General features: G+C 43.4%; 12 protein-coding genes and 1 pseudogene. 1 reads left to right on the plus strand and 12 read right to left on the minus strand.

Annotated elements, in window-relative coordinates; all coding sequences use genetic code 11:
• Positions 1-21: 21 nt before the first annotated feature.
• Positions 22-2,151, minus strand: coding sequence for a DNA topoisomerase IV subunit B (gene parE / locus G400_RS0101525; protein WP_017261884.1), 2,130 nt, complete (start codon positions 2,149-2,151; stop codon positions 22-24).
• Positions 2,152-2,446: 295 nt separating this feature from the next.
• Between parE and plsY the strand changes: the two are divergent.
• Positions 2,447-3,049, plus strand: a pseudogene (gene plsY / locus G400_RS14230) (glycerol-3-phosphate 1-O-acyltransferase PlsY); the annotation flags it as partial.
• A gap of 350 nt (positions 3,050-3,399) precedes the next feature.
• Here plsY and G400_RS0101535 read toward each other — a convergent pair.
• From G400_RS0101535 to G400_RS0101585, 11 genes are all read right to left on the minus strand, one after another.
• The gene (locus tag G400_RS0101535) at positions 3,400-4,278 is read right to left on the minus strand and encodes an aldose 1-epimerase family protein (RefSeq protein ID WP_017261886.1); all 879 of its coding nucleotides are present in this window, start codon (positions 4,276-4,278) and stop codon (positions 3,400-3,402) included.
• A gap of 57 nt (positions 4,279-4,335) precedes the next feature.
• Positions 4,336-5,316, minus strand: coding sequence for a tyrosine recombinase XerC (gene xerC, locus G400_RS0101540; protein WP_017261887.1), 981 nt, complete (start codon positions 5,314-5,316; stop codon positions 4,336-4,338).
• Between the two features lie 218 nt (positions 5,317-5,534).
• Entirely contained in the window at positions 5,535-6,893 is a 1,359-nt protein-coding gene (trmFO, locus tag G400_RS0101545) for a methylenetetrahydrofolate--tRNA-(uracil(54)-C(5))-methyltransferase (FADH(2)-oxidizing) TrmFO (RefSeq protein ID WP_017261888.1), read from the minus strand.
• 177 nt (positions 6,894-7,070) lie between these two features.
• Positions 7,071-9,173 carry a type I DNA topoisomerase gene (topA, locus tag G400_RS0101550; RefSeq protein WP_017261889.1) on the minus strand — a complete coding sequence of 701 codons (2,103 nt, stop codon included), beginning with the start codon at positions 9,171-9,173 and terminating at the stop codon, positions 7,071-7,073.
• Positions 9,174-9,346: 173 nt separating this feature from the next.
• Entirely contained in the window at positions 9,347-10,234 is an 888-nt protein-coding gene (gene dprA, locus G400_RS0101555) for a DNA-processing protein DprA (protein ID WP_017261890.1), read from the minus strand.
• A gap of 181 nt (positions 10,235-10,415) precedes the next feature.
• Positions 10,416-11,207 (minus strand): ribonuclease HII, encoded by a 792-nt coding sequence (locus G400_RS0101560; protein ID WP_017261891.1) that lies wholly within the window; start codon positions 11,205-11,207, stop codon positions 10,416-10,418.
• Positions 11,200-12,087 (minus strand): ribosome biogenesis GTPase YlqF, encoded by an 888-nt coding sequence (ylqF, locus tag G400_RS0101565; RefSeq protein WP_017261892.1) that lies wholly within the window; start codon positions 12,085-12,087, stop codon positions 11,200-11,202. Before ylqF ends, G400_RS0101560 begins: the two co-directional genes overlap by 8 nt.
• A gap of 326 nt (positions 12,088-12,413) precedes the next feature.
• Positions 12,414-13,316: a sugar-binding transcriptional regulator gene (locus tag G400_RS0101570; protein WP_162129499.1), complete on the minus strand. Its 903-nt coding sequence runs from the start codon at positions 13,314-13,316 to the stop codon at positions 12,414-12,416.
• A 69-nt stretch (positions 13,317-13,385) separates the two neighbouring features.
• A complete protein-coding gene (locus G400_RS0101575; protein ID WP_017261894.1) occupies positions 13,386-14,894 on the minus strand; it encodes an FGGY-family carbohydrate kinase in 1,509 nt (502 codons plus the stop codon).
• Positions 14,895-14,920: 26 nt separating this feature from the next.
• Complete coding sequence (locus G400_RS0101580) at positions 14,921-15,937, minus strand: DUF4432 family protein (protein WP_017261895.1); 1,017 nt, start codon at positions 15,935-15,937, stop codon at positions 14,921-14,923.
• A complete protein-coding gene (locus tag G400_RS0101585; protein WP_017261896.1) occupies positions 15,934-17,301 on the minus strand; it encodes a sugar MFS transporter in 1,368 nt (455 codons plus the stop codon). Before G400_RS0101585 ends, G400_RS0101580 begins: the two co-directional genes overlap by 4 nt.
• Positions 17,302-17,539 lie beyond the last annotated feature (238 nt).

The raw sequence follows: 17,539 nt of genomic DNA on the forward strand, positions 1-17,539 counted from the left end.
CTTGTTTAATTAATTAACTAATTATTTATTGTCCCAAACAGTAATTGTTGGGCCTTGGTGTTTAGAACCTTGGTCATCAACTGAATCTTTGTCAGTCGTTGGTTCTTTTTGACTGACAGTTGCTACTGTCGTCGATGTATCTACATCTTCGTCGTTTTCATTATTTGGCTCATCGTCTTCAACATGATGGGCTGAGTTAACGGCTGCATTATCAAGAATTGAACCGTCTTCTTCCAAGTTGAAGGCAACATTGTCTTCAATCCATTTCCGTCGTGGTTCAACTTTATCTCCCATCAACGTGGTAACCCGACGCTCTGCTAAGGCCGCGTCATCAATCCGAACTCGAATTAACGTACGGCTTGATGGATCCATTGTTGTTTCCCACAACTGATCAGCATTCATTTCACCGAGACCTTTGAACCGCTGGAGAGAATAGCCACGGCCAATCTTTTGCTCTTTGCCAGTTAATTCAGCATCCGTCCAAGCATATTCAATCTGAGTTTTCTTGCCAACACCCTTTTGAAGCTTGTAAAGAGGTGGTAAGGCAATGTACACTCGGCCGGCGTCGATCATTGGCCGCATATATTTGTAGAAGAAGGTCAGTAGCAAAATTTGAATATGAGCGCCATCATCATCGGCATCTGTCATGATAATAATCTTGTCATAATTGGCATCTTTAATATCAAAATCAGCACCAACACCGGCACCAATCGTATAAATCATGGTGTTGATCTCTTCATTTTTGACAATGTCTTGCAACTTTGCTTTTTCCGTGTTTAATACTTTCCCACGTAACGGCAAAATGGCTTGGAACTTACGATCCCGACCTTGCTTAGCAGACCCACCGGCAGAATCACCTTCAACTAAGAATAATTCGTTGCGTTTAGCATTTTTGGATTGTGCAGGCGTCAGTTTACCTGAAAGTAATCGTTCCTGACGTCCCTTTTTCTTACCATTACGGCTTTCGTCACGTGCTTTGCGGGCAGCTTCCCGTGCTTGGCGAGCTTGCAAGGACTTGCGAATCAACATTTGAGCAAACTCGCCGTTTTCCATGAGGTAAAAGCCTAATTGTTCGTTCACAACATTATCAACAATTGTGCGAGCTTCGCTGGTGCCAAGCTTGTCCTTTGTTTGCCCTTCGAATTCAAGAATAGATTCCGGTATTCTCAACGACAAGACGACGGATAATCCTTCACGAACGTCAGAGCCTTCGAGGTTCTTATCCTTCTCTTTCAGCAGACCAACCTTACGGGCATATTCGTTGAACGCCTTCGTCCAAGCGGATCGTAACCCTGCTTCATGTGTCCCACCGCCAGGAGTACGCACGTTGTTAACAAACGACAGCATTGTTTCCGAATAACCGTCGTTATATTGTGCTGCAACTTCAACCTCGACGCCTTCTTTACTGCCATCAAAGTACATAACATCGTCAAGAGTGTCTTTATCTTCGTTTAAATAGGCAACAAACTCCTTGATGCCATCAGGGTAGTGAAATTCTTCAGTACGTTCCTGTCCGGCGCGTTCATCTGTGAGCGTGATTTTGACGTTTGTCAGTAAGAATGCTGATTCCCGTAGCCGTTCTTCCAAGGTGCCAAAGTTATAAACGACTGTAGTGAAAACACTTGGGTCCGGCTTAAACGACACAGTTGTCCCATTGTGTTCTTTAGTTTTACCCAATTTAACTAATGTGCCAACTGGATGCCCACCGTCCTTAAAGTCTTCTTGATATTTCATTCCGTCTTTAACGATGGTGACCGTTAACCACTCAGATAAGGCGTTAACAACGGAGGAACCAACACCATGCAGTCCTCCGGAAGTCTTGTAGCTGCTGTCGTTAAACTTACCCCCAGCATGGAGAACGGTTAAGATAACTTCTGGTGTTGGCACGCCGGACTCGTGCATCCCCACCGGCATCCCCCGGCCATGATCCTTAACCGTAATGGAGTTGTCTGCGTGAATCGTTACGTTGATTTCTTTACCGAAACCAGCCAGCGCTTCATCAACCGCATTATCTACGATTTCGTAGACCAAATGATGAAGGCCCCGCGCATCCGTTGAACCGATGTACATCCCTGGGCGTTTGCGAACAGCTTCCAGGCCATGCAATATTTGAATACTTGATGCATTGTAATCTTTGGCTGATGAAGCCATGTACCCAACATCCTCTCTTTAAAACGTGTACTTTAAGCACAACGTAAATAGACTGTCTAAATTAAAATAACACACTCCGACCAAGTTTGGCATGACATTTTTGAGTCACCTGAGTTTTAATCAGCTATTTCTGACTATGAAAAACATCATAAATTTCGCGGAACCGTCACCCGATACGAATGTATGTTCGCATGAGATTGCAGATCTGTCAAGCATCAGTTTATGAATTGAATTGGCAGTCAATGGTCTTCATGATAAAATAGAACACATTCAGTTTTAACAAAGGAAGTTACCCATGCTCAAATTACTGATTATGCTCTTGGTGGCCTATTTATTAGGGTCAATTCCCACCGGTGTATGGATTGGCAAGATCTTCTTCCATACAGATATTCGCAAAGCTGGTTCTGGCAACATTGGCACTACTAACACATACCGCGTCCTCGGCAAAACAGCTGGCACGGTCGTCATGCTCATTGATATCCTAAAAGGCGCTTTATCAACGTTACAACCAGTTGTATTTGGTGCCCCCATCGTTCATGGTGTCGTTATTAACGGTTTACTGATTGGACTGGGTGCCATTCTCGGTAATACCTTTTCTATCTTTGACGGATTTAAAGGCGGCAAGGCTGTCGCAACCAGTGCCGGCATTCTGGCAGGCTATAATTTTCCATTTTTCATCGTGGCCTGCATTATCTTCGGCAGCTTAGTTTACATTACTAGCATGGTTTCAGTGGCTTCGATGGCCGCCCTGACGATCATCACGTTTCTGTCATTGCTATATCAAGATGGCGTCCTGACCACGGTCGCATTTGTACTGACTCTATTTATCATTTACCGGCACCGCGCTAATTTGGATCGTATCAAGGCTGGTACCGAAAACATGGTGCCGTTTGGGTTGTATCGACGATACCGACTATCCCATCCAATCAAGCCAAAGGATGACACCGATGATTCGAAAACCGTCGACATTGAAAATGACAAAGCTGACACGAATCCGGAAAGCGTTAAAAATGAGGCTTCCACAGCTTCTAAAACGCCAAAAGCCACAGCCAAAGTGACCAGTGAAGAAGCACAGTCAGTTAACAACACGTCTACTGCTGATGCGCCTTCGACTGAGGCCAAATGATCTTTTACCGCAATCTTGTTAAACGACTAGAAACAGCGTTTGCTAACACATCAAAATGTTAGTAAACGCTGTTTTATTGCGCCCATAATTTAGTTAAAATTTGTTGCGGATATTAAAGAATCCTAGAAGTACTCAATACTATAGTCCGCGTTAAACATCGCTTGTGGATACAACTCATGAATGCCAAACTTTTTCGTCAGGTCACCATCCGCATTCACTGCGTCAGCAATCCCCCACCAAGGTTCGATACAAACGAACGGCGCCTTAGCCGGGTATGGTGACCAAACGCCCACGTAATCAGCGTTTTGAAGGGTGACGGCAATGCCATGCTCGTTCAACCCTGATGTTAGTGTTAACGTCGCTGGTTGTTGGTCTAGTTGAAGAATCTTAGCATCGTGTTCAAACAAATCATGGTTAAGTTTCATTGGTCGCTCAAAGTTCAAGGTTGTTGGATGGTCAACATCGCTAAACGGACCATCAAGTTTCAATGATGAATAAGTTTGAGCCGGAGTAGCGGCCACGGTATAGTCATTGAACGTCCCTTGACTATCACCGAGTGGCACATTGAAACCAGGGTGACCACCGATGGAAAAGTAAATTGGTTCATCGCTCGGGTTGGCAACGCGATATTCCACGCTTAGCTGGCGCCCTAATAAACTAAACATAATGTCTAATTGGAAGGCAAACGGGTATTTGATGCGACTGGCATCGTTATCCTTTAAAGTAAAAGTAACGCTAGTCGCAGTTTGTGCTGTCACCAAAAAATCTTGATCACGAGCAAAGCCATGCTGGGTCATTGAATAAGTTTTGTCCTGATACCGATACTGATCATCGTGTAGCCGACCAACAATGGGAAATAAAACAGGCGCATGACGTCCCCAAAACTTTTTATCTGCCTGCCACATGTATTCTACGTGCGTTTGTACATCTTTGACGCTGGTTAACTCCGCGCCATGCTCATTGATGGCAACCGTTAATTCTTCATTCGACAACTTAATCATTTTTTCCTCCTAGATTAAAACCAGATTTAAACATTTCTGATACTTGTGTCACCCAAGCTAACTTTCTGGCTCATCTGGACCGCCACGGCCATGATCAACAGCGCGTGGAAAATAATTGCGATAGCTGGCTTGTAAATTTTCTTTGGTTACATGCGTGTATATCTGGGTCGTGGACAAGCTGCTGTGACCGAGTAATTCCTGCACAGTGCGCAAGTCAGCCCCACCGTTTAACATCTGTGTGGCAAACGAATGCCGCAGCATATGAGGATGAATATCGCCAGTCAGTGAACTTTGTTTCATCACCTGCTTCAGCGCGTATTCAATCCCTGCACTGGTCAGTGGATGACCATATCGATTAATAAAGACGTAGTCATGTTGTTGATGATATTTAGTCATTAATGGTGTACGGCACTGCTGCTCGTACGCATCAAGTGCATCACTTGCGTAGCGGCCAAACGGGACGTACCGTTCTTTGTCACCTTTACCATGTACTAAGATCATGTGAGTTGAGAAATCGAGATCCTGATAGCGCAGTCCAGCACATTCAGAAACCCGCATTCCCGTCGCATACAACATCTCAATTAGAGCCCGGTCACGGAATTGTAGCGGCTTGCTGCCATCCCCACTAGCCGTCTTCAACAACTCGTCGATCTCCTTGTCGTAGAAAAATCGTGGTAGCGTTGACGGGTGTTTTTTTAAATTAACGTACACAAACGGGTTATCTTTAACCAAATCATTTTTAACTAAAAAGCCGTAAAAAGAACGTAGTGATGAAATTTTTCGCGCTGTGCTAGTTCTCGAATAATGTGCATCATACAAGTAACTCAGGTACACCCGAATATCTAAATGATCAATTGTGGTAAATGATTTTAAACCACCGTTATCCTTCATGAATTGAATGAATTCTTGTAAGTCTTCTTGGTACGCTGTCACTGTATTAACTGCATAACGCCGTTCAACCTGCAGATACGTCAAAAATAGTTGAACCCAATCGGTTTCTAGTTGACTTTGGTCGGATGTGATATCTTTTTCTGCCATAAATAAAAGCCCTCGTTACCGCTAACATTAGCAAAATAACGAGGGCTTGACAAGCGTTTACAAACGAACAGAAACATCGACTTGCCATTTAGTTTTTACGAATTAAAACGTTGTATTTACAGCAATGCTGTTCATCACTATTAACTGCCAGAAAAAAGGATCTGACTATCTTCGCCACAAATATGACAAGTGGAACCCATTTAGACTGCCACCGATAACTAGGCTTCAGGGGTCGGTTGTTCAGCAGCCACAGCAACTGGTTCAATACCGACAGTGGGTAAAAATTCGTCAAGATCAGTTAACGCACGGTGAGCTACTGCAGTATTCCGTTCACGTTTGTCACGAATGCGGTGGTCTAACCCTGGCACAATCCCAAAGTTGGCATTCATTGGCTGAAAATGTTCTGCATCCGCAGTAGTAATGTAGTTTGCCATTGACCCGACCATCGTTGTTTTTGGAAAGGTAACGGTATCTTGTCCCAAAGCAAGTTTGGCAGCGTTAATACCGGCCAGAATACCAGATGCGGCACTTTCAATATACCCTTCAACACCCGTCATTTGACCGGCAAACAGCAGCGTTGGCCGAGACTTGGTTTGGTACGTTGCCTGTAATAGTTTAGGTGACTTCAGGAACGAATTACGGTGCATAACGCCGTAACGCACGAATGTGGCCTTTTCTAGACCGGGAATCATGCGGAACACCCGCTTTTGCTCACCCCACTTCAAATGCGTTTGGAAGCCAACGATGTTGTACAAGTCACCGGCTGCATTATCCTGGCGCAGCTGTACAACCGCAAACGGGCGCTTGCCCGTTTTAGGATCATCTAAGCCAACGGGTTTCAACGGGCCGTACAACAACGTCTGCCGACCACGTTTTGCCATAACCTCAACGGGCATACAGCCCTCAAACACATCGCTGTCTTCGAAATCATGTACATCGGCGGTCTCAGCGTGAATCAAGGCGTCATAAAAAGCGTTGTACTCTTCCTCGTTCATCGGGGCATTGAGATAAGATGCTTCTCCCTTGTCATAACGGGACTTTAAATACACCTTATCCATATCCAGTGAATCTTTGTTTAAAATTGGTGCAGCCGCGTCAAAGAAATGCAGGTCGTCTTCTGCCGTAAATGACTTAATGGCCTCAGCCAAGGGACCAGCGGTCAACGGACCAGTCGCCATAACGGTAATGCCGTCAGGAATGGCAGTGACTTCCTCACTCACGACCTCGACATTAGGCATCTGTTTCAGTTCATTGGTGATTTGTTCGGCAAATGGCGTCCGGTCAACCGCCAAGGCGCCGCCGGCAGGCACTGCATTTGCATCTGCTGAGCGGATAACGATACTGTCCAAATGTCTCATTTCAGCCTTGAGTAGACCTGCCGCGTTGCTAATTTGATTAGCTCGCAGAGAGTTTGTACAAACCAGTTCCGCAAAATTACCAGTTTCATGAGCTGGGGTTAACTTTGTTGGTCGCATTTCGAAAAGTTTGACGTTTACACCGGCCTTGGCGATGTGATAAGCTGCCTCACTACCTGCCAGACCAGCGCCAATTACGTTTACAGTGGGTGTCGATGCCATGCTGATGCCTCATTTCTATTCGTTAAGTGAATGATTGAATTTTTATCAAACGGTGTGTAACTGCATGTGTGTATTCTACACCGTCTGGAAGTAAAAACGCACCCTTAATCTCATAGCATGAACCACAAGATTAGGAATGCGCAAATGTAACTTAATGACGATCAACTCGATAAATCGCTATTTTTGAACGTCTTCTTCGTAATCGCCATTTGGACAAACAACCTGTTTGCCACCTTTGACCTTCTTTTCGACCAAGAAGTGACCATCTTTAGGACAATCACGGCCAATTGGCTTGTCCCATGACACAAAGTCACAGTCCGGGAAGCGTGAACAGCCATAGAAAACTCGGTTTCGCTTAGACTTACGTTCGATGATTTGACCCTTATGACACTTAGGACAAATGACACCAATTTCCTTAACGATAGCTTTGGTGTTACGACAATCTGGAAAACGCGAACAAGCGTAGAACTTGCCATAACGGCCCATTTTAATGACCATTGGCGCACCACAAATGTCACAGTCAAAGCCGGCTGCTTCATCCTTGATTTTGATTTTCTCCATGTTATCTTCGGCTTTTTTTACTTCAGTCGAAAATGGTTTGAAGAACTCATCAACCACTTTTACCCATTCTTCTGAGCCCTTTTCAATGCCGTCAAGCTTTTCTTCTAGACCAGCAGTAAACTCGATGTTTTCAATATCAGGGAAGAAATCGACGATAACACCATTGACGATTTCACCAAGTTCAGTAGGTACAAAACGCCGGGATTCAAGCTTGACGTAGTTCCGTCGTTGAATCGTGTCCAGCGTTGGCGCATACGTGGATGGCCGACCAACACCGTTTTCTTCCAATGCGTGAATTAAATTGGCTTCTGAGTAACGTGCCGGTGGCTGCGTGAAATGTTGTTGTGGATCGTTCTTAACCATCTTAACCGTGTCATCTACGTTTAAGTCTGGTAAAACATTATCCTTTTCAGCAGCACCTTTGTAGACTTTGGTAAAACCAGCAAATTTCGTTTTAGAACCATTGGCACGGAACTGAACATCGTTTTGATCAATCGTCACCGTCATGGTATCGGAGACTTCGGCGGTCATTTGTGACGCAACGAAACGATTCCAGATCAATTGGTATAAACGAAATTGATCGTTAGTCAGATACTGCTTCATCTCAGCTGGTGTCCGGTAAACACTGGTTGGCCGAACAGCTTCATGGGCATCCTGTGCCCCTTCTGGCAATTTACCCTTAACCGGCTTAACGGCTGCATATTCTGCACCATATTCTTCATGAATATACTTTGAAGCTTCTTGCTTTGCAATGTGCGCAATTCGTGTTGAATCGGTCCGCATATAGGTAATCAGACCAACACTGCCGCCCTTACCAATATTAATTCCTTCATACAGCTGTTGAGCCGCCATCATCGTTTTCCGAGTCCGGTAATTCAATTGACGGTTGGCCACTTGTTGCATGGTTGATGTCGTAAATGGCGGTTGTGGCATACGCCGACGTTCCTTACGCACAACATCAGTGATATTAAAATTGGCTTTTTGGTCAATCTGCTTTAGGATCTCTTGAACGGCATCGTTATCTTTCAAGCCGGCTTTTTTGCCGTGAATCCCATAAAAGCTGGCAGCAAACTTCTGCCGACCTTTTTGGAATTCAGAGTCAATGGACCAGTATTCTACTGGCTGGAAGGCCTTGATTTCTTCCTCACGCTTGATGATCAGCGCAAGCGCAACACTCTGAACACGACCTGCGGACAGCCCCTTTTTCACCTTTTTCCATAGAATTGGCGAAATTGAGTAACCTACCAAACGATCCAACACTCGCCGCGCTTGTTGCGCATCGACTAAGTCCATGTCAATATCGCGCGGTTGTTTGAATGCGTTTTTAACAGTGTCCTTAGTAATTTCGTTAAAAACGACACGATTCTTTTCTTCAGGATCTAAATTTAATAAGTGGGATAAGTGCCATGCGATGGCTTCCCCTTCACGATCCGGGTCAGACGCTAGGTAAACTCGTTTAGCGTTTTTAGCATCTTTTTTGAGTTCTTTAATGGTGTCGCCTTTACCACGAATAGAAATGTAATGCGGTTCATAATCGTTGTCGACGTCGACACCCATTTGTGACTTAGGCAAGTCCCGAATATGGCCTTTACTTGCAACAACCTTGTAGTTGCGGCCTAAGTACTTTTCGATTGTTTTCGCCTTGGAAGGCGATTCCACAATCACCAAGTTCTTTTTAGTTTTCGCCCTTGTTTTTGTTTTAGTTTTTGAGGTCGCCATGAAGCAACTCCTTTGTTAACATTATTGATTACCGGCTGATGAAACGTCCTGTTCATCAGCGTCTAACCGTACACATAAGCACAGTCAAATCTAAATCACCATACTGCACAGTTACATAAGCTGTCAACTAAAACGAGAATTTTCTACTATATAATAGTCGATGATTTGAGCAGTTAGCTCTGAAACTGCAGTTCATTTAAAATAGTCTCTACATTGCAAACGGGAGTTGCACCAGCACTAATTAATGCGTTGCAACCGGCGGACAATGGGTCTGTCACCCGACCGGGAATCGCCATGACATTGCGGTTTTCTTGAAGGCCAATGTTAGCTGTGATCAAACTTCCTGAATGGATTGCTGCCTCTGTCACTAAGACACTTTGCGATAGGCCAGCGATAATTCGGTTGCGTTCAGGAAAACGATGTCGCGCTGGCCCGGTGCCAAGCGGATATTCGCTGATCACTAACTGAGTTCGCATCAAGGTTTGTTGTAAAGAACGATTGGCTGCTGGATAGGCAATGTCTAACCCAGTACCAATGACTCCGATAGTGTGACCATTATGCTGAACAGCCAGTTGGTGACTAAGCGCATCGACGCCTGCTGCCAATCCAGAAATAATCGGGATCTTTGTCGCGACAACAGCTGGTAACCACTGTTTAAGAGTAGCGTAGGAATATGCGGTCGCTTGGCGCGCGCCAACAACAGCCAGTCCTGGCTGCTGAGTCAGTTGCCAATTGCCACGACTAAATAATACGAGCGGCGCCGTGTATATTTCTTTTAAATATGCAGGATAGTCTTCATCGAGAATAGTTGTTATCTTGCTGAACTGCTGATTACGCGCAATTGTATCTGACAACCGTGAATCACGCCAACAATTGATCAGCTGGTTGGCTTTTGTTTCCGGCAATGCTAAGCAAGCCAATAAATTTGTTAACGTTAGCGGTACCTTTGCTTCTGCCTGAAGAAATTGCCAAACCTTACGTCGTCCCGCTAAGCCCACGCCAGGCATAAACTGAAGTCGAATGAGTGCATCCCGGTTAATTGTTAGTAGCAATCTCTCCATGTGTAGCCTCCGTCAGTATCTTGTGATCAAGACAAGCACATGAACAATTCCTAATGACTTTATCCTGATGACTTAACATACGATTTTCGGCCCAGCGATGTTTGCCGCAAAATAAAAAAACCGGTTCTTTTTAAAAGAATCGGCAGTTATTAATTATTGTTATATCAAGACTGATTGAAGACTAACCCTGCTGCAACCTTTTAGTCACCGGACTAAACGAACGCCGATGAATTGGTGTCACGCCAAGTTTATCGAGAGCAGCTAAATGTGCCGCAGTCCCATAACCGTCATTTTGTGAAAAATTATACCCTGGATAAACGCGATCGTACATCGACATCAAATGATCACGGTAAACTTTAGCAACGATGCTGGCCGCACCGATACTGACGGAACGCGCATCCCCTTTGATAAGTTTCTGTTGTGGCATGGGTACGTCAATTTGCATCGCATCAATCAGTAACGCATCTGGCTGTTGCGGTAACGCTAGCACAGCATCACACATAGCCACCCGCGTTGCCTGGTAAATATTCAAGTGATCAATTTGCTTTGGCGAAGCAATTCCAATGCCGACCCCAACACAAGCGGATAAAATCTGCGGATACAGCGTTTCCCGCTCATGCGCAGTTAACTGTTTGGAGTCATTAACGCCCAGCAAATGAAAATCGTGTGGCAGTTCAATTGCACATGTCACAACTGGACCAGCAAGGGGTCCACGCCCGACCTCATCAATGCCAGCGACTAGTGACTGTCCCTTTGCCCAACAAGCCCGTTCCAGTTGCAAACGTTGTTCGAACGCAATTTCGGCATTGGCTTGCGCCGTCAAACGTCGATTCGTCTGCAATAGCAGTGAAGCAACACCTTTTCGGGGATCGGCCGCTAACGTTGCTAACAACGGATCATCAGCTTGCTGAACATGAGCCAGTTGTTCGCGTAGCATCGCAATTGATGGCTTTTTCGGCTTGGCTTCACTCATGATCTGCCTCGGACTCGCTATCATCCGATTCTTCAGATAATTCATCGGTAGTGTCAAACGTAAACCGACCCAACTTACCTTTGCGCAAGTCAAAAATCAAACGTTCACTCGCCCGGTCATAATCATCTTTAAAGCCCAGTCGTTTAGTGATAGCCAATAATAGATCAACGTCGCTAAGTGTCAGTTCATCATCTGTTAAATGATATCGTTCAGCCAATCGATCAGTTTGATTGTGTTCACGCATAAATTTAATCGCATATAGTGCCACATCGTCCTTAGCAAACAAAGAATCTTTGATTGCACCCGTCAAAGCAAGCTTTTTACCAACCATAGGATCTTCAAACTTGGGCCACAGGACACCAGGTGTATCCAACAGTTGAAGTTCTTCGTTGGCCTTTAGCCACTGTTGCTTCTTAGTCACACCAGGTCGATCGCCAGTAATGGCAACTTTTTTATTAACCAATCGATTCAACAAAGTCGATTTGCCAACGTTGGGGATGCCGGCCATTACAGCGCGAATAATGGGTTTTTGAATCCCCTTTGCTTCCGCCCGTTCCTGCTGTGTTTTTAAGACTTCGCGAGCAGCTTTAACAAGGTTGCCCACTAATTTTCGATCGTTCACATCAATCGCAATAACGGGCTGATTGTGTTCACGGTAATATCGCACCCATTCCCCAGTGACTTTGGGATCAGCCAAATCACTTTTTTCGAGAATCAAAAGTGTTGGCTTTTGGGCCACTGTAGCCCGCAATTCCGGATTCCGTGATGACTCTGGAATTCGTGCATCGACTAGTTCAAATACAATGTCAATAACCTTTAAGTTTTCTCGCAATTGGCGAATGGCCTTCGCCATATGACCGGGATACCATTGAATAGTCATAAAAATCGCTCCTTTGATTTGTCATCGGGTATTGTCCGTTGACAATTTTCATTTATTAAAATTTGGTACATATCTTAAGTGAATTAGGGCAAAATCTTTTATTTTTCGTAATGTAAGTTTGATTTTTTCTCAGTATAGTTCACATAAAAATCATCCAATGAGTTTATTTTACCAGTTCCTTCGACGCTTTCGATACATCTATTGCTTTCAGAGGCAAAAGCTCAAAAAAATGACGATTTATTTCTAATCAAAATTGGGTGGTAAGTCCTCAGTAAAACACTGAAAACTTATCACCCTAAGAACAACATAATGGCAGTGATTTTTAACTAAGCATGTGAATCCAATAAAACCTGTGCACTATACTGGTCAATAAAAACTTGGTTGCAATAACCGGCATTCAAAACAGCCTTGAGCGTTGGAACAGTTTCAACATTATGCACCGTTGCAATAGAATGTTCCTTCTGCTTAAGGTTGTTAAGAGACGTGGTAACCACTCGTTCATCTAAATCTGGATCCACAACAGCGCCATTGGCGTCGATAAAGTGGCCTAACACATCACCAACGGCTGCTTCAGTGAGTGCTTGTTTTTGCTCATCCTTAAAGTAATTCATCTGATTTAAGAATGGACTATCTTCTATCGAGTCTAGCGAAATTAACGCAATGTTTGCCAATCGGCCAAGCTTTTCAAGATGTCGAATAAGATCTTCTTTTTCAACGAGTTCCTTTGCAGCGACATTGTCAAAGACGACCGGTAGCGGCAGAAAATTAGCCTTTGTTTGATAGGCATGAGCCAGTTTGTCACCCGTTTCATATGCAAACGTTTCACAATCGGAATTGGTAATAATTCCAGTTAAAGATAAGACCACAACATCACGCACATTTTTGGACGTCAGATGGTTGGCAATCATTTTTAGTGCTTCACTGCTGCCAAAACCAATGATATCACCATTTTTAACCAAATCATCTAAGTAATAAGCCGTTGAAAGCGCGACCTTATCAAGAATTGTGCTTCGATTATTTTGGAAAGTCGGAATAACAGTGAACTGAACCTCTGGGTAAAGCTCATGTAGCTGACTAGCCAACACATTAGCATCACGAAGACCGTCATTCACGGTGATCGTTACAAAACCGTTTTCTCGTGCTAATGAAAGCATTCTGGATACTGTTGCCTTAGAAATTCCTTCTCGTTTAGCCAACTGATTCTGACTAATACCTTCGACATAATACAACCTAGCGAGTCGTAACATTTGGTTACGTTTGTTAAGGGTACTTATTGTAATGGCCTCCTAAAAACAAGGTTATTTCTTATTGATAGCTGAGAAGTCTCTGTAAAAATCCTTAACATTATTATACGCCAGCTGATACATTTTGAAATACTTATTATACAATGCATTCTTCTTAATGTTTGGAACAACTCGCTGATCGATTTTAATCCACTTTGAAACATCATTAGGGTCAACTGCACGGATACCAATGCCCGCTAAGATTGCGCTACCTAAATTAGCTTCACCACCTGACTTGGTTGTAAGTACAGTTTTCCCAGTAACGTCTGCAATCATTTGTACCATCTTTTTGGAGTTGCTGACCCCGCCAACTAAGGTAAGCTCATCACCAATATCAGTGCCAAAAGTCTCGATGCTCTGACGGACTGAATACGCAATTGCTTCTTGAAAGGCATTATACAACTCATACTTGGTTGTCTTAAGCGATAATCCTAAAATGGTGCCTCGAACTGTTGAATTCCATAATGGGCTACGTTCACCCATGAAAAACGGTAGGACAAGGAGGTCGTTACTGCCGGCCGGAATGTTGGCACTTTGAATATCTAGCTTTTTTGGGCCCTCATTTTCATCTAATTCACGTTCAAACTCCTTAACGAACCAAGCCACAATCGCCCCAGCGGTGTTTGCACCCGCAAAATTATAGTACAACCCCTTCGGGTTATAAGCGTATGGCCAAATGATCAAACCATTGTCCCGTAACGGTTTTTCAGTAACCAAAGCAGCGTTCATTGACGTTCCTAGGGCAACCGTCACCTTGCCGGGTTTAACAACGCCAGTTCCAACGGTTGCTGGTCCGACATCTACTCCGGTGTTGAATACCGGTGTGCCAGTTTTAACTCCAAGCCGCTGAGCCCATTTTTCGGTCACCTTACCGGCTACTTCAGTACTCGTAACGAACTTTTGCGGCAACTTAGAAATGTTTAATCCTAATTTATCAGCAAGTTTAGTTGACCACTCATCTGTATTAATATCAAATACTCCAGCCAAGTTTCCAGCCGCCGAGTAATTAATACTCGTCTGACCAGTCAATTCACGAATAACAAAAGATTCAGGTGGTAAGAACTGGTCAGTTTGTTGATAAAGATCAGGCCGATGCTTTTTTAACCACATGAGTTTTGTATAACCGTAATACGGATCAGCCAAATTAGCCGTTATGGCCATCAATTCTTTATCACTAACAAGTTTCTTAACTTGGTCAGTTTCAGCAGTTGCTCGGCGGTCCATCCAAATCAAGGCAGGTCCTAACACTGAGCCACTTTTATCAACTGGAATTCCGGAACCTCCATACAACCCATCGATTCCAATAGCGACAATATCCGCATCATCAACATGCGACGACAATTTTCGAATCACAGCTGTGACGGCATTGAGCCAATCTTCAGCGTTAGATTCCGCCCAACCCGGATGTGGCGTCATAAATGCGTAGTTATCTTTCTTTTGCGCAACAATCTCACCGTTGGTGGTCATTAAAATTGCTTTGGTCCCTGAAGTACCAATATCGATTCCCAATATATACTTGGACATGGTAATCTACCCTCTTCTAAACTAATTTAGTCTTCTAACCCTGTGGTTACTTTGAAGCTGCGACTTTCTTGTGGCTTGAGCATAATTAAGGTGCCGTTTTTCTTTGCAGCCATCCGACCCTCCGTGCGACTGGTTGCTGGAAGTGCAAATGCGGCAACCTGAAGGTCGGAATTTGCCATTAACCAGCGTGTTACATCTGGAAATTGTTTCGTGTTAAACGCTACCTTGACGGTATGTTTCTCATCCATTGTCATTTCAAACACGGCATCATCCACGAATTCATTCAATTTATCTCCGAAAAAGACAATTTCAGGATCAAAATGGTTAAGATAATCAAGTTCGTTAATTAACTCACCTGATTTTGCAACTTTATCGGTGAACGCCAACCATTCTTTAGTTGGGTGAATGTGATCTGGAATCGAAGTTCGTAATTCAAAGGCCCTGTCTGGAATGTTTTGAGTGATCTTGGCACCTTTAACGAATTTATAGTTAATATGTGTTAGGTACTGTAAAGGCATTTCTTGACACTCAGAAAGGTTCTTAACGAACATTTTAATATCAAACAAGGCGCTCCCTTTCTTTAACGTTACAGATGGGTTGGCAAAGTAATGATCACCAAAGCCTTTAACATATTCAACCTGACTACTGATCGTAACGGTATCCTCATCCACATAGACAAAAGATGAATCCATCGGCGTAAGTGGAAATTCACCATGTGCATAATGATCATCCTCAGAACCGGGATTACCACTAGCCAATAGACCTGAATGAAATTGAAATGGGCCGTATGAATCAGTAATTTGCTTACCTGGATATGGCTGTTTGAAAGTGTTTTTCATCTTCAAATCAAGCCCGTCAAACACAGCTTCCCAGATCATCAGTCCTTCAAATGGTAAAAATGTCAGATAACCACGTGAATTATGAACTTTTAGTGCTTCAACACCAGATGAATATTTAAAACTAGAAATAGTAAATTCATCGTTCTCAATTAGCATGCGTGGTTGTTCTTTAAAACTGTCCCTGTACAATCTGAATTTTGTCATTTTGTTGCCTTCGTTTCTTTAGCTAAACCGTCAAATGGATGCTTGATGTAGTGGTAAGCATAGACAATCATTGCGCCAAACGTTAAGAAATGAACAGCAAATGAAATCGTCATTGATCCAGTAATGTCAGCAAACCAGCCTTGAATTGCTGGCCAGACACCGCCACCAACAACCATCATCACTAACATGGCACCGGCAGTTTCAGTTTGGTGAGCGTCATTGATGAAACCAAGCGTTTCAGTATAAATTGTTGCATACCCAGGCCCCATTAAACCGGAAACCAGAATGGCAACATAAACACCATTGAAACTTCTATCAATCATCATGTAACCGATTGCAATAAAGCCGAGAATTGAATACCAAAGTAAAACCTTCAAGTGTGGAATTTTTCTCATCAGATAATCAGCAACGATTCGTCCAACAAAGAAAGCAATATAACTCACGATGACATAGTTTGACGACGTTCGCTCATTGATTGAGTGGTCCAAATTTAACGCCAAACGAATTGTGAATGACCAAATCGAAACTTGCAGGCCAACGTACATAAATAATGTAAACATACCGTAAGTAAAATTATGATTTTTCAACAACGCTATTATTGTTTGGCCCAGATTCTCTTCGGGTTTCGTTTCATTTGCTTTAGCCTTTGGCTTACCACTTGGAAATTGCGTAATTAGGAACAATATAATCATGACCGCAATCACCATAATGATGTATTTGTATGGCTGAAGTGTTTTTTGCAAAGCCGCTTCACCAAAGCGAACACGAGCGTTCCCTGATAACTTGCTAAGTTGTGAATCAAGGTTCTCACCACCAGAGAAAATGAGGTACTTTCCAAGTAAAATCCCAGCAATTGACCCAAAAGGCAAAAAAGTTTGTGAAATATTCAACCGCAATGTCCGTTGCTTTTCAGGTCCTAATAGAGCTGAGTCAGTATCAGCAGCAGTTTCAATAACCGTCAGACCAGCCGCCAAAACAAACAGTGCCGCCAAGAAAAAGCCGTAAGTTGCTGCAGCCGATGCTGGAAAGAACAGTACACAACCAATCAAATACAGTAACAAGCCAATAATAATTGTCAACTTATATGAAGTTTTTTTAATCAACCACGATGCTGGAATTGCCATCAAAAAATATCCCAATGAAAACGCACTTTGAACGTAGGCCGAAGCCAAATTACTTAATTGAAAAATGGATTTAAACTGAGTGATCAAAATATCGTTTAAACTGGCTGCGGCCCCCCACATTGGAAATAACAGCGACACCAAGACAAATTGGACAACAGGCATCTTACTGGTATATCCATTATCTAATTCTTTTCCACGAAATTTGATCAAGCCAAACCCGTGGCTGTTCTTTGTTTCCATATACAGCACTCCTCGTCTTATAAACTGTTGCTACATTTTGTAACCGCTGTCATTATAGCACGCCGTGAAATTAATTCCACAGGAAAACAGAAATTAGTTTTAATTTTCAAAATTCTATTTCTCTTTTTTTATTGATAAATTAACTAACCAATAGACTCTGTAAGTGCCTTTAAACCAAACAAAATGCCACTCGCCTAAAGCAAATTGTTTACAATAATTTTGATTATTTTAAAATCGA

It is taken from the genome of Furfurilactobacillus rossiae DSM 15814 (assembly GCF_000428925.1).
GTDB lineage: Bacteria > Bacillota > Bacilli > Lactobacillales > Lactobacillaceae > Furfurilactobacillus > Furfurilactobacillus rossiae.

What these genes read in the sequence shown, in the direction of transcription:
- parE (WP_017261884.1), bottom strand. Translation starts at nt 2,151, where the DNA reads ATGGCTTCATCAGCCAAAGATTACAATGCATCAAGTATTCAAATATTG.
- G400_RS0101535 (WP_017261886.1), bottom strand. Translation starts at nt 4,278, where the DNA reads ATGATTAAGTTGTCGAATGAAGAATTAACGGTTGCCATCAATGAGCAT.
- xerC (WP_017261887.1), bottom strand. Translation starts at nt 5,316, where the DNA reads ATGGCAGAAAAAGATATCACATCCGACCAAAGTCAACTAGAAACCGAT.
- trmFO (WP_017261888.1), bottom strand. Translation starts at nt 6,893, where the DNA reads ATGGCATCGACACCCACTGTAAACGTAATTGGCGCTGGTCTGGCAGGT.
- topA (WP_017261889.1), bottom strand. Translation starts at nt 9,173, where the DNA reads ATGGCGACCTCAAAAACTAAAACAAAAACAAGGGCGAAAACTAAAAAG.
- dprA (WP_017261890.1), bottom strand. Translation starts at nt 10,234, where the DNA reads ATGGAGAGATTGCTACTAACAATTAACCGGGATGCACTCATTCGACTT.
- G400_RS0101560 (WP_017261891.1), bottom strand. Translation starts at nt 11,207, where the DNA reads ATGAGTGAAGCCAAGCCGAAAAAGCCATCAATTGCGATGCTACGCGAA.
- ylqF (WP_017261892.1), bottom strand. Translation starts at nt 12,087, where the DNA reads ATGACTATTCAATGGTATCCCGGTCATATGGCGAAGGCCATTCGCCAA.
- G400_RS0101575 (WP_017261894.1), bottom strand. Translation starts at nt 14,894, where the DNA reads ATGTCCAAGTATATATTGGGAATCGATATTGGTACTTCAGGGACCAAA.
- G400_RS0101580 (WP_017261895.1), bottom strand. Translation starts at nt 15,937, where the DNA reads ATGACAAAATTCAGATTGTACAGGGACAGTTTTAAAGAACAACCACGC.
- G400_RS0101585 (WP_017261896.1), bottom strand. Translation starts at nt 17,301, where the DNA reads ATGGAAACAAAGAACAGCCACGGGTTTGGCTTGATCAAATTTCGTGGA.